The organism is Adlercreutzia sp. (assembly GCF_056795635.1).
The window spans coordinates 1-13316 of record NZ_JBQIIT010000034.1; the positions used below are offsets into that span (position 1 = coordinate 1).

At 61.9% G+C, this 13316-nt stretch carries 8 protein-coding genes and 1 pseudogene; 8 read left to right on the top strand and 1 reads right to left on the bottom strand.

The window, feature by feature from the left end:
• The 6 genes from dnaE to ACTOXK_RS11370 form a co-directional block, all read left to right on the top strand.
• The coding region (dnaE, locus tag ACTOXK_RS11345) for a DNA polymerase III subunit alpha (RefSeq protein WP_482279941.1) at positions 1 to 2127 on the top strand (2127 nt) is incomplete at its 5' end.
• The gene (gene truA / locus ACTOXK_RS11350; protein WP_482279347.1) at positions 2120 to 2944 is read left to right on the top strand and encodes a tRNA pseudouridine(38-40) synthase TruA; all 825 of its coding nucleotides are present in this window, start codon (positions 2120 to 2122) and stop codon (positions 2942 to 2944) included. The genes dnaE and truA, both read left to right, overlap by 8 nt.
• A gap of 40 nt (positions 2945 to 2984) precedes the next feature.
• Positions 2985 to 3947, top strand: coding sequence for an Abi family protein (locus ACTOXK_RS11355; protein WP_482278548.1), 963 nt, complete (start codon positions 2985 to 2987; stop codon positions 3945 to 3947).
• A gap of 27 nt (positions 3948 to 3974) precedes the next feature.
• Entirely contained in the window at positions 3975 to 5393 is a 1419-nt protein-coding gene (locus ACTOXK_RS11360) for an ApeA N-terminal domain 1-containing protein (protein ID WP_482278549.1), read from the top strand.
• Positions 5394 to 5664: 271 nt separating this feature from the next.
• On the top strand, positions 5665 to 6786 hold the full coding sequence (locus ACTOXK_RS11365; protein ID WP_482278550.1) for an aldo/keto reductase: 1122 nt from the start codon (positions 5665 to 5667) through the stop codon (positions 6784 to 6786).
• Between the two features lie 171 nt (positions 6787 to 6957).
• Positions 6958 to 8643, top strand: a complete 1686-nt coding sequence (locus ACTOXK_RS11370) for an FAD-dependent oxidoreductase (RefSeq protein ID WP_482278551.1) — start codon at positions 6958 to 6960, stop codon at positions 8641 to 8643.
• A gap of 350 nt (positions 8644 to 8993) precedes the next feature.
• Here the strand turns inward: ACTOXK_RS11370 and ACTOXK_RS11375 are convergent, their stop codons facing one another.
• Complete coding sequence (locus tag ACTOXK_RS11375) at positions 8994 to 11234, bottom strand: oxidoreductase (protein ID WP_482278552.1); 2241 nt, start codon at positions 11232 to 11234, stop codon at positions 8994 to 8996.
• Between the two features lie 320 nt (positions 11235 to 11554).
• On the opposite strand from ACTOXK_RS11375, the gene ACTOXK_RS11380 reads away from it, so the two are divergent.
• Positions 11555 to 12868 carry a helix-turn-helix transcriptional regulator gene (locus ACTOXK_RS11380; protein WP_482279942.1) on the top strand — a complete coding sequence of 438 codons (1314 nt, stop codon included), beginning with the start codon at positions 11555 to 11557 and terminating at the stop codon, positions 12866 to 12868.
• Between the two features lie 305 nt (positions 12869 to 13173).
• Positions 13174 to 13316 (top strand): annotated as a pseudogene (locus tag ACTOXK_RS11385) (sodium-dependent transporter); the annotation flags it as partial.

Here is a 13316-nt window from a genome sequence, read left to right on the forward strand (position 1 = left end):
CAGGGGCTCTCCTCCGACGACGCCCGCAAGGCCGCCTACGGCCTGGGCGACCGCATCTGCAAGATGATCGGCGACGAGCTGGGCATCACCATCGACAAGGCTCTCGAGACGAACCCCGACCTGAAGAAGGCCTACGAGACCGAGTCCGACGTGAAGACCATCATCGACGCGGCCCGCTCCATCGAGGGCCACGTGCGCGGCGAGGGCGTGCACGCCTGCGCCACCATCATCTGCCGCGACCCCATGAGCGATCACGTGCCCATGAAGCGCGACACCAAGGGCGGCGGCATCATCACCCAGTACGACGGCCACTATACGCCCGACCTGGGCCTGCTGAAGATGGACTTCCTCGGTCTGCGCACCTTGGACGTGCTGTCCATTGCCTGCAAGAACATCCTGGAGCGCACCGGCGAGAAGATCATCCCCGAGGAGATTCCCACCGACGACGCCCTGGCCTTCAAGCTCATGCAGTCCGGCAACATGGACGGCCTGTTCCAGGTGGAGGGCAGCCTGTACGTGAGCTTGTTCAAGCGCCTGCCCCCCACGCGCTTCTCCGACGTCGTGGCCTCCATTGCCCTGAACCGCCCGGGCCCGTTGGAGTCCGGCATGGTGGAGGACTACATCAAGGTGGCCTCGGGCAAGACCCCGGCCCACTACTATGATGAGCGCCTGCGGCCCATCCTTGAGGAGACCTTCGGCACCATGGTCTACCAAGAGCAGATCATGCAGGTGTCCATGGCCATGTCCGGCTTCTCCGCCGGCAAGGCCGATAAGCTGCGCAAGGCCATGGGCAAGAAGAAGCTCGACGTCATGCGCCAACTCCAGGCCGACTGGAACTCCGGCGCCGTGGAGAACGGCTATGCCCTGGAGATCGCCGAGAAGATTTGGGAAGACGCCGAGAAGTTCGCTAAGTACGCCTTCAACAAGTCGCACTCGGCGGCCTACGCCATCCTCGTGATGCGCACGGCCTACCTGAAGGCGCACTACCCGAACGACTTCATGGCCGCCGTGCTCACCAGCTACATGGGCAACACCGACCGGCTCATCCGCTATATCGCCAGCTGCAACCACAACGGCACGCCGGTGCTGCCGCCGGACATCAACTCGTCTCGCGCGGAGTTCACCCCCGTTGCCGAGGGCATCCGCTTCGGTCTGGTGGGCGTGCGCGGCGTGGGCAAGAACGTGGCCGACGCCATCATCGAGGAGCGCGAGGCCAACGGCCCGTTCTCGTCGCTGCACGACTTCGTGAACCGCGTGGATGCGAAGGCCTACAACCGCAAGACGCTCGAGGCTCTCGTGAAGGGCGGTGCCTTCGACTCCACCGGCTACACCCGCAAGCAGATGATGCACTTCATCGAGGAGACGCCGATGCTCGAGGGCGCGGCGAAGCGCCAGAAGGACCGCGACCGCGGCCAGGTGTCCATGTTCGACCTGTTTGCCGACGACGCCGACTCCGGCTTCCAGGAAGACGTGCCCGAGCCCGACGGCGTGGAGTGGGACAAGCGCACGAAGCTCGCCTACGAGAAGGAGATCATGGGTATCTATGTGTCCGAGCATCCCCTGGCCCCCTACGAGGGGGCGCTCTCCCGCATGACGAAGTTCTCCCTGGGCGATCTGGCCGAGCGCACCACCGAGATCCGCAACGCCATCTTCGTGGGCATGGTGTCCAACGTTGTGGTGAAGCTGACCAAGCGCCAGACGAAGATGGCCACGTTCACTCTGGAGGACACCACGGGCCACGTGGAGTGCATCTGCTTCAAGTACGACGAGAACGCCGAGGCCATCCGCGACGATGCCATCGTGAAGGTGAAGGGCAAGTTCGAGGTGAACGACCGCGGCAGCCAGATCATGGCCTTCGAGCTGGAGGCCCTGGAGCTGCGCGAGGAGGATGCGCGGCCGAGCCACTTGCAGCTGCAGGTGCCCTCGCGCTCCTTCGACCAGAGCCGCTCGGCCAACCTGAGTCGCATTCTGCGCCAGTTCCCCGGCCGCGACGGGGTGGTGCTGCTTGTGGAGCAGGCCGACGGCCGCAAGTTCCGCGCCGAGCTGCCAGTCTCGGTAGATGCCCGCTCGCCCATCATGAAGGCCGAGATCCGCGACCTGTTCGGCCCGGAGGCCTTGATTGCATAGGATCGCGGAGATACATCGTCCCACTTTGGAAGAGCGGGCGGCGGAGTGCGCCTACGAGCAGACGCTGTCGTGCACGGTGGCCTACGATGGGGCGCCCTTCGCGGGGTTCGCGAAGCAGCCGGGGCAGCGCACGGTGCAGGGGGAGTTGGAAGAGGCCCTCGCCCTGCTGTTCCGCCGTCCGGTGGATGTGGTGTGCGCCGGGCGCACCGATGCGGGGGTGCATGCTCGGGGCCAGGTGGTCTCCTTCGAGGTGGACGGCGACGAGCTGCGCGGGCGCAGCCTGCACAGCCTGCGCCGGTCGCTGAATGCGCTTACCGGCGAGGGCGTCGTGGTGCGCTCGGTGGACGAGCGGCCCCGCGGTTTCTCGGCCCGCTTCGACGCTCAGTGGCGCGAGTACCGGTACTTCCTCGCTACGGGCGATACCCCGCCGGTGTTCACCGAGCGCACCGCTTGGTACGTGGGGCCTCATCTGGATATCGCCGCCATGGAGCGCGGGGCGGCGCGCCTTATCGGCGAGCACGACTTCAAGAGCTTCTGCATGGCCGCCTCGGCCGTGGGCAAGCCCACCTGCCGTCACGTGAGTGAGATATCCATCGCCGCCGAGGAGATCATGGGGGAGCCGCACCGGGTCATCACCGTGCGGGGCAATGCCTTTTTGCACTCCATGGTGCGCACCATCGTGGGGACGCTCGTCATGGTGGGCCGTGGCCAGCGCACCCCCGACTGGGTGGCCGACGTGCTCGCCGCCCGCGACCGCCAAGCCGCCGGCGAGAACGCCCCGGCAAAGGGCCTCGTCTTCTGGAGTGTGGCGTATTAACTGTTTGGAGTTGACAGTTCGCCTGACGGCGCTATAATAATTGTCACTAAAGCTGGATCGCCTCTCGAAGAAGCGCAACTCCAGCTCTTTTTATTTGGGGGTGCCAATGGAGTATGCCAAACAGTGGTTATCGCTTGAGGAGCAAGCGGACTTATTGATTGGCAAGGGTCTTGTTTGCCGCCGAGAAGACTTGGTGGCACGTTTGTCCGAGGTGGGGTTTTATCGACTGTCTGCTTACTGGTTTCCCTATAAGGTGAAGAGGCGGGATGGCGACTCCGTCCTGGTTGGGGCGCATCTTGATAGCATATGGGAAACGTATTTGCTGGATTGCGACTTGAGAACCCTTATGTTTAGCGCTGTAGCTCGCATTGAGATCTATCTGCGCAGCCAACTTGCTTATTTTGCGTCGTCTGTGTCTGGCCCTTTTGGTTATCCAGAGAATAGTTTGAGACGTCTGAGACGGGAATACGCCGCGGCTCAAAAAAGCGAGTTGTTCATGAGGCACTTCGCTGACACCTACGGTGATTCCCATCAACTGCCTCCCTATTGGGTGATGGTGGAGGCGAGCACCATGGGAACCATAGAGGCGCTTTATCGCGATGCCGAACCTGAGGTGCGCATTGTCGTGGCGACGAACCTGGGTGTCAGGGTTCCTGTATTCAAAAATTGGCTGAGTGTTCTGCGAGTTGCGAGAAATGCTTGCTGCCATCATTCACGCATCTGGAATCGCGTGTGGGGCGTGAGGCCTGTCATTCCAAAAGATTGGGGCGAGGTTTCTTTCGAGAACGATAGGACGTTCGCCGTTCTAACGGTGCTAAACCATATGCTTTCTTGCATAGACCCTGACAATGGGTGGGTGAACGAGGTGGAGGCTTTGCTCGCTCGATACTCGACGGTGGCGGCTGAGCGGAAAATGGGATTTCCCGAGGAATGGAAGGGAATACCGGGTTGGAAGTCCGATGGAAAGGGGCGTAGCGGCGAAGTGCAGGAACGAATGAATTAGTGAGCGCGTTTGGAGAGCTAAGTAAAAATGGATGATGTGAAATTCAAAGTTGCCCGCTGGGGCTTGACATGGGATGAAATTCTTAGCGAGAACAGCGCGAATGTGCAGGGTGTGGCAAAGCTGGAGAGCAGCCGTGTATCCCTCGACATCCCTTTCGGCCAAATCCTCTCTGACGGTAATTTTTTATCGATGGCCGGAGAGGACGATTTGCCGAGGTCGGTCGACTATCTGTATGGATTTACCCAGAACGGACGTTATATTGTCCTGGTTGATGCATATGGGGCCGGAACGGCCGAGTCGTATCCTGGCGGCCCCCATCAGACAGTGCGAGCCTCGGAAATACTCGAAGGCAGAGAGCGGTTCGATCCGGGCCGAAACGTTATTGAGGTTACATCGAAGATATTGGGGCTGCGAGAATGGTTTGGCGAAGCTCCTTTTTCCGCCGTGCACCTAAAAAATGAGAATAAGACAATTTACGAGCTCGATATGGACAAAGCGGTTGAGCAGAACGCCATGCTCTTTCCTGGTGAAGAATATTTCATCAAACTCTATCATATTGTCAGAGAGCTTCCCTTGGAGGCCAGTGGGTTTAGCGTATCCCACGATTGCGGGATTCAGATAAAGTTTGATAAAGCGATTGATCGTAAAAAAGCATTAAATATAATGCGAAAGGTATCTGACTTTATAAGTATGTGTGTAGGATTTGACGCACAATTGAGTGAACTTGCAGTCAAGTTTGAGGGCGATGAGAGAGAGGTTGGCTGCTATAGACCTTTCGTTTGCGGCGCGAAACCCTCCCAACTCCAGCTTATCAATTTTCCTATCCCCTACAAAGACGTTCAGAATGATTTGGAGGGCATACTCTGCAACTGGCTTAATGCGACTGATGGTCTTCAAGAGGCCGAGGATATCCTCTGTTCGCTTCTCTTCAACAGCTGGAAGTTTCCTCTTGACCTGGAATTTATAGCTTCAGCCCAATTGCTTGAACTGCTTTCGAAATATCATGCTGACCGACATGCATTGCCGGAAGAGATTCATGAGGCGTACAGGAAAGCCGTGGGAGACTTATTGGCAAAAATAGAGGATCGCGATTTATACGAATGGGTCGAAAATCGATTGTCAAGCAACAACAAAGGGCAAAAAAGGTTATTGGATGAACTGCTCGCGCGACATGAAGAAATATGCGAATGGCTTTTGCCCAATAAAGCGGAATTCGTGAAACGCCACATAGCAATGCGCAATCATTTTACCCATCGACACGGTGGCCGGGCGGTTTTAGCGCCGGAAGAGCTGTTCTGGCATACCGAGGGCGTTCTTTTACTTTGTTTCGGTATTGTCGCGGAGCTTGTCGGTATACCCGCAAGTACGATAGTAAAGTCCGTTGGACGTTCGAATTATAAGAATTATTCGATTTGGAGGTTTAGGGAGTTGTACGCAGCGCGTTAAGGCGGCTAATCATGCTCCCTGTCGCTTGTCTCGCTTGTCAGCATTTGGGGCTTAGCGCCGTCTCTTCAATTTTTCAAATAGGGCTTGTGACGGGAGGAGTGCTGCGGTCCGATGTGCCGGGGGCATGATGGAATTGCTTGTTGATGCTTTAACCGGGTGTGGGTATGCATAGCTTGGTATTGGAACTTGGGAGCACTTTCTTCTCGGGACGTCCCCTGCTATGATGGCCTCACTTATATTTTGCGCGTGCGCATAAAAGAAGGGGGTTCCCATGGAGAAGGTCGACAAGCTGGCGCCGCTCGGGTTCGGGTTCATGCGCCTGCCGCTGACGGATGCAGACGATCCGACGTCCATCGACATCGACAAGTGCTGCGAGCTGGTGGACATCTTCATGGATGCCGGTTTCACCTATTTCGACTCCGCCCGCGGCTACCACGGCTGCAAGTCTGAATGGGCCCTTCGCAAGGCCCTCGTGGAGCGCTACCCGCGCGAATCGTTCACCATCGCCACGAAGCTGCCGGCCTGGCTCGCCAAGAACGCCGAGGAGGCCCGCGCCATGTTCGACACCTCCCTGGCGGAGTGCGGCGTCGATTACTTCGACTACTATCTGCTGCACAACTTGGGGGAGAGCCTCACGCCCGGCTTCGAGGAGTACGGTCTGTGGGAGTTCTGCGCCCAGAAAAAGGCCGAGGGCAAGATCAAGAAGTTCGGCTTCTCCATTCACGACAACGCCGAGGAATTGGAGAAGGTGCTCGATGCGCATCCCGAGGTTGATTTCGTGCAGCTGCAGATCAACTACGTCGATTGGGAGAGCGACATCATCCAGTCGCGCAAGTGCTACGAGGTGTGCCAAAAGCGCGGTCTCCCCGTGGTCATCATGGAGCCCGTGAAGGGCGGCACGCTCGTGAAGTTGCCCGATGCCGTGGCCGACATCCTGCGCGCGGCCGAGCCCGGCGCGCCCATCGCCTCGTGGGCGCTGCGCTTTGCCGGGTCGCTGCCGAACGTGATCGCGGTGCTCTCCGGCATGAACACGCCCGAGATGGTGGCCGAGAACGCCGCCATCATGCGCGACGGCGTGCCGCTGACAGAAGGGGAGCATGAGGTGATTGATGCGGCCCGCGCGGCGCTGGCGGCACTGCCCGGCGTGCCCTGCACCGACTGCCGCTATTGCATGAAGGGCTGTCCGGAAGGGGTGCACATCAACACCATCATGCAGTCGCTCAACATTTACGACCAGATGGGCGACGCCTACCGCGCCCAGGAGAACTACAACTGGAACACCGGCGACGGCAAGGCGAGCGCCTGCATCCAGTGCGGTGCCTGCGAGAGCGTATGCCCCCAGCATATTGAAATCGTGAGCGAGCTCGAGCGCGCCGCCGAGCTGTTCGAGTAGCCGGATCGAACCAGGTTTTCCCTGATCGCAGGGAGGTCACCCTTTCTTTCACCCTGTCTTTTCACGGATATCGCCCTCGCAATGACACCGAAGGGCGCCGTGCGCCATCCAGAATGGGAAGCGCAAGGTGCCTTTCGGCACAACTTCGAAGAGAGAGAGGGAGGAATCTCCATGAAATCGAGCTTGACGAGAAGGGCATTTCTTTCCGGTGCCACGGCAGTGGGAGCCGCTGCGGCCTTTGCGGGCATGACCGGTTGCGCGCCCCAGCAGAACGAGCAGCCGCTCTCCGAGACCGGGGAAGGCTCATCTGCGGGCCCGGTGACCATCGACCAGCTGGCCCCGGCGGATATGACCGAGAACGCCGATGTGGTAGTGGTCGGCGCTGCCGGCGTTTCGGGCATGGTGGCTGCGCTGCATGCCATCGACTGCGGTCTGAATGTGATTCCCATCGATGTGGCCGGCGACTTCTCCGAATCGAATTCCTCGCGCTACGGCGGCGTGTTTGCCCTGGAGACGCCCGAGCGCCTCGCCATGCCGGCCCATGTCACCAAGCAGGCCTTCTTCGAAAAGTACTTCGAGGTCAGCAACGGGCAGGGCAGCATGGCGGTCGTGCGCAACATGATCGTTAACAGCGCCGAGACGGCGGAGTTGGTGAAGAGCGCTCACGACGGCTTCTACTCCTTCGCGCCGGAGGATCCCGTAACCGAGCTGATTCCCGATATCTCCATCTACGCTTCCTATACGGTGGATTGCTGGCAGGACGATATCATCGGTCCCGCTCGCGCTCCCTTCCTCGAGAAGCAGTACACCGATCGAGGCAAGGCCGTGCAGTTCAACTGCGAGGCGACAGACCTGCTCTATGACGGGGAGAAGGTCGTGGGCGTGCGCTACACCAACGCCGAGGGCAAGACGGTGGATGCGATGGCCCCCAATGTCGTTGTCGCCTGCGGCGGTTGCGCGTTCGGCCCCGATATCTTCGCGGAGCTGTCCGGCGGCGCCGAGACCGTGGGCGCCGGATGCGAGACGGCGAAGGGCGACGGCATTCGGATGTGCCTCGCGGTCGGTGCGGCCAAGGGCAAGAACTTCACGATGGACATGGTGGAGTTCGGCGGCGCGAACCCCAAGGCATCGCCGAGCTTCTCCTACATTGGAACCGAGGGCCCGTTGACCCTTATGCTGGCGGCTGGCCTGTTCGTCGGCCAGGACGGTCGACGCTTCATGCCCGAGCAGACCCTCGTCAATCGCGGCGCCATGTTCTGCGCCGACGCCATCATGCGCCAGAAGCGCTACTACGTCGTCATCGACAGCGAGACGGTCAAGCGCTACGAGACCACGCCCTTCATCGAGGCCATGGGCGCCGCGGCAGCGGGCCTGAACCCCGGCATGGACATGATCTGGAGCGAGCTGGTCCTCAGCAATCTTGGCGCCGATCTCGAGACGGGCGTCGACCAGGGCTGGGTGTTCAAGGGCGAGACGTTGGAGGAGCTGGCCGAGGCGATGGGCGCTCCCGAGCTCGTGAACACGGTCGAGGCGTACAACGGCTATTGCGACACCGGCCTTGACCTGCAGTTCTACAAGGATGCCTCGCTTATGGAGAAGGTTGCCACGCCGCCGTTCTACGCCATCGAGAACGTGGCCGCCACCTTCAACACGATGAACGGCATTCAGGTCGACAGCCTCTGCCGCGCCATCCGACCCGATGGCAGCGTGATCGACGGTCTCTTCGTGGTGGGCAGCGATGCCGAGCTGTGGGGCACCCAGTACAGCTATGGCAACACCTGCCAGGGCTTCGAGAGCATGTCGGGCTACCTGGCCGCCGACGTCATCGCCGGCAATGAGGTGAAGTACGAGGCCTAGCGTCGAATAACCCTCCCTTCGCGGAAAGGCCCCGGCTCGCAGCACTTGGCGAGCCGGGGCCTTTCTCATAATGCCCTCTTACCGCCGCGCTTCTCGGGATGCGAGGGGCGGGTTGGTGGCGCAGGCGGGGAGGGTACGCTGTTGTCGGGTGTGGGGCTGGCGCGTGCCGCCTGGAGGTTGGGGAGAGGGCTGTGCCGGTTGTCCTGGGGGCGGGGCTGTGCATCGCGCCCTCGCGTTCGGTATGCCGAGCCAGGAGAGCGCCCGCAGAAACGATCGGGCTCCAACGAAGAACCGCCTCGCGCGGGGAGGGAAGCGCGAGGCGGTTTCGAGGGAGGGAAATGCAGGGTGGTTTACAGCGCGCGGGCCGCGAGATGGGCGGAGGACACCGCCTCGAGGATGCTCGCCGGTGCGGCCGCATCGCCCACGCGAACGACGGTGAACTCGGCGCCGAGCTCCTGCTCGAGAGCGCTGTCCTCGGTCAGGTCATCAGCGAGCACGATGGCGTCGCAGGCAATGGTGCGCTGCGTGCCGTAGGGGGTTGCATAGGAGACGCCCTCGGCGGTGGCGGCGATACTGCTCGCCTCGTGGTGCAGCACCGCGCCGGTGGCCTTGAGCCATGAGAGGATGACGGCGCGCACCCAGGGTGCCTGGGCGGCGGCCAGGTCCGCCTCGCTGCTGCTATGGACCAACTCGACCTTCACGCCCTGGTTGACGAGGTAGTTCGCGTAGTCCGTGGCGCGGAGGCTTCCGCCCACGATGCAGACCTTGCCTTCCGGCTGGAAGGAGGCCACCTCGGAGAAGGGTACGAGCGCCGGGCCGCTTTCGGTGAGGCTCGCTGCGGGGGTGGCGCCGCCTGTGGCGATGATGACGGCATCGGGAGCCGCCTCGCGCACATAGGCCGCATCGGCGCGTACGCCGGTCACGATCTCGATGCCGGCGGCCTCCATCTGCTGCTGCTGGTACTCAAGGTAGTCGGCGATGCGCTCGTGAGGACCCTTGATGGCGGCTGCGAAGGTGGCCATGCCTCCCAGCGAGGAGTCCTCCTCGACGAGGGTGACGCTGTGGCCGCGCTGCGCCGCGACGAGGGCAGCTTCCATGCCAGCGGGGCCGCCGCCGATCACGAGAACCTTCTTCGGGGCCTCGGCGGGCACGGGCAGGTAGCCCTCGGGCATGTCGGGCGAGAAGGCGCGGATGTGAGCCGGGTTCACGCGGCAGAAGCCGATGCCCTCGCCGTTGACTACCGACTGGAAGCAGGAGATGCACTTGTTGCAGGGGCGCACCGCGCCGAGATTCCCCGCCTTCAGCTTGTTCGGAAGCTCCGGATCGGCCAGAAGCGGCCGGTTGAGAACGAGGAAGTCGACCTTGCCCTCGGCGATGGCGTTGTTGCAGAGCTCCGGAGCGAGACGCGGGTCCATGTCGCCCACGACGCCCACAGGAATGGCAACGGACTGCTTGACGAAGGCGGCCACGTTCAGCAGCGCGCCCACGCCCTCGTTGGCCCCGTCCACGATGCCGCTGAAGTGCTGGGAGAAGTCCACCTGGCCGCCGAGGCCCGTGTTGCCGTGGGAACCCACGTGCATGATGTCGGGAAGGAATCCCGCCGCATGGTTGCCGAAGACGGTGGAGCGCACCTGCAGCGCGTCGGCGCCGGCCTGCTCCAGCAGCTTGGCGATCTCGACGGCCTCCTCGGGCTGCATGCACAGGGCGCTGTCGCCGAGCTCTTCCACGTTCTCCTCCACACCGTTGAAGAGCACCTGGACGGCCACGCGCGGATGCTCGGCTTTGATGCGCTCGATAATCTCGGTCAGGATGCGGGCGCGGTTCTCAAACGACTGGGGGCCGTACTCGTCGTCGCGGCTTACGTTGAGGAACCGCGAGAGGAAGCTCGCGAAGGTATGGTCGCATGAAGCGTTCAGCTCGATGACGTCGAAGCCCGCCTCGTCGTAGACGGAGACCAGGCCCAAAACGTAATCCTGGAACTCATGCACCTGCTCGGTGGTCATCTGCGCTCGGGGGAATCCGGTGCCCACGCACTCGAGGCGCGAGGCGCTGGGCTTCTCGGAGGAGCTGTGATCCCACATGCCCCAGATCTGGACGCCGGCGAGCGCGCCTTCCTCATGGATGGCCTCGACGACCGGTCGGACGTTCGCGGGATCGGTTGCGACCCAAAAGCAGTCCTCCACGAGAACCGTGCCGGTGCCGCCCTTGGCGATCTCGCGGTAGAAGCCCGTGGCGACCGGATCGTCGAAGCTGTCCATGAGGGCGTAGGAGCCCGCGGCGCTTTTGACGAGGCGGTTGCGTGCGGTGAAGTCGCCGATGGCGAGCGGCTGGAAGAGCTGCGACGTGTCGGCGTCTTTGTTGACGACGAGGGACTCCTGGGGATTGAGCTCGTCGCGCGCAGCGCCCGAGCCGGTGCTCGGGAGCTCGTCGGCGCTCTCGGCTGCCGCCGAGCCCTTTGCCGGCGCCTGGGGGCTGCAGCCCGTCAGGCAGCCGCTGAGTGCGGCGCCGATGCCGAGCGCCGAAGCCCCGGCAAGAAGATCTCTTCTCGTGATGCTGCGGATCGTGGTTTCAGCGGAAAACGTTTCTCTCATCGCCCTCTCCTTTCGCGATTACAACAACGTTTTCATCATGGGCCATGGTCGCGCTGCGGCGGGGTGGTGGCGGGGGCGAAAGAGGCTGCGCAATGCGCGAAGCGAGGGTGAAAAATGGGGTGAGAAGGCATTGAGCGGGCATTTTGCTCCACCTGTAATCGTTCGGTTTGCTATGATGGGCGCAGAGGAGGGGAGCTATGGGAGAGTTGGAATCGAGCAGGTTTCGCATATTGGCGCAGAGCGTGCGGGGCAACCGCTGGCTGCTCGGCTACTGCCTGGTTCTCATTTTCGATTCCCTGGGCGTGGTTGTCGAGGGGGGTTTGGCCGGCTGGTCGTTCTCCGACTTCTCCACGACGTCGCTCGTGTCCATCGCGGCGTATGGGGCTGCGGTGCTTCTGCCACGCAGGGTGGAGCGTATCGCCAATGTTCAGGGAGTCTGCGTGCTCGCGGCCTGCCTGGCTGCGGCTGGCGTGTTGGTGGGTGCCTGTCAGATGCAGGGATGGGTCTCCTTTCCGCTGCAGATCCGCTTTCTCGCGGGCGCGGCGGTCGCTCTGTTCCAGCTTCTCTTCACCTTGCGCTTCTTCGCCCAGTTCGCCAAGCTCCCGTTGACGGATGTGGTGTCGCTGCTCGCCGTGTGCCATGTCGCCTCGCCCCTCGCATCTTTGGTTCTCGGCACAGCGGCGAATCTGCCGGCAATCTTCGCCGTGCTTGCGGTGCTGCCTTTCGCGGTGCTGTTCTGCGCGTTGCGCATATCTGCTGACGCCCGCCCCGCCGATGCGACGGTCGCCGATCCCGCCGTTTCTCGGGATTTGGCCGTCTTGGCGAAGTCTCTCGTTCGTCCGCTTGTGCTTTTGCTCGGCGTGCTGGCCGTGGTGGCTGTTGAGCGGTCTTTCCTGCCTGCGGAATGGGTGTATGCGTCCTATGCGGGGCCGGTGCTCGGGTCGCTGCTCGTGGTGGCGGTAATGGGCTTCGGCGGCAAGGTGGTGAAGTTCCGCCTGCTCTACCAGTCGTCGCTGCTTTTCCTCATTGCGGGGCTGTGGTGCATTGCCGTCGGCACGGTTTCCGCGATTGTGGTGGCAGCCGTCATGGCCAATGCGGGCTATGTTCTGTTCACGATATTCCTGGACGGCCTGCTCTGCGATGCCTGCCGGCGGTTCGATCTGCATCCCTACCGCGTCTTCGGCCTAATGAACGTCGGTATTCAGGTCGGTTACGGCGTCGGGGCCATCGCGGGAGGGCGTTTGATCCTCGGGGACGATTTCGCCACGGCGCTGTGGATGTTCACCATTGCCTGCCTGCTTGTCATCGTCTTTTTGGTGTTCATGACCGATCGGGATTATCGGAGTTCGTGGGGAACGGCGGAGCTGGAGGAGGGCCGCCCCTCGATCGTTGATTTCTACGGCTCCCTGAGCGAGACGTGCTCGGCTGTCGCCCAGCAATACGGACTTTCGAGGCGCGAGGAGGAAGTGCTCGTGCTGCTCGCCCAGCGCAAGACGAGCTCGGAGATAGAGGCCGAGCTCTTCATATCCAATTCGACGGTGAAAAGCCACAGCAAGTCTATTTACAAGAAGCTCGGCATTCACAAGCGGGAGGAGCTGCTCGAATTGGTCGGGCATCCATCGGTGGCCAAGTAGCGGGCTGCTGCTCATCGGCTGCGGTCGGGTTTGACGCGGGTGTGGGGAGCCCTGACTGAGCGAGTTTCCAGCGACTGAACAGCCCGGTGGGCTGTTTCGTAAAGCGCGGGCTGTCTGAGCGAATCGGGCGCACCCCGCATCTTCGTTCCCAGATGCCTTTTCCCAAAAAAATAGGTTCAAGCGGCAGGTTTCACGATATAATCACACAGTTTCGACGGGCGGCTGCACCGTGAGCGCGATGCAGCCGCCCGTTCCGCTTATCGGAAAAGGCACGGGGGAGTGCCTGGAAATGGGAAAGGACAACCATGGCAGGAGAAATGAAGAAGCAGCGCGCTTCCTGGTCGGGGAAGTGGGCCTTTATTCTGGCCGCGGCCGCCTCGGCGGTGGGTCTGGGGAACATGTGGCGCTTCCCCTATCTGGCGGCGAAGTACGGCGGCGGCACCTTCCT

Coding starts and splice junctions, on each gene's coding strand:
- ACTOXK_RS11360 (WP_482278549.1), top strand. CDS start 3,975: ATGGATGATGTGAAATTCAAAGTTGCCCGCTGGGGCTTGACATGGGAT.
- ACTOXK_RS11365 (WP_482278550.1), top strand. CDS start 5,665: ATGGAGAAGGTCGACAAGCTGGCGCCGCTCGGGTTCGGGTTCATGCGC.
- ACTOXK_RS11370 (WP_482278551.1), top strand. CDS start 6,958: ATGAAATCGAGCTTGACGAGAAGGGCATTTCTTTCCGGTGCCACGGCA.
- ACTOXK_RS11375 (WP_482278552.1), bottom strand. CDS start 11,234: ATGAGAGAAACGTTTTCCGCTGAAACCACGATCCGCAGCATCACGAGA.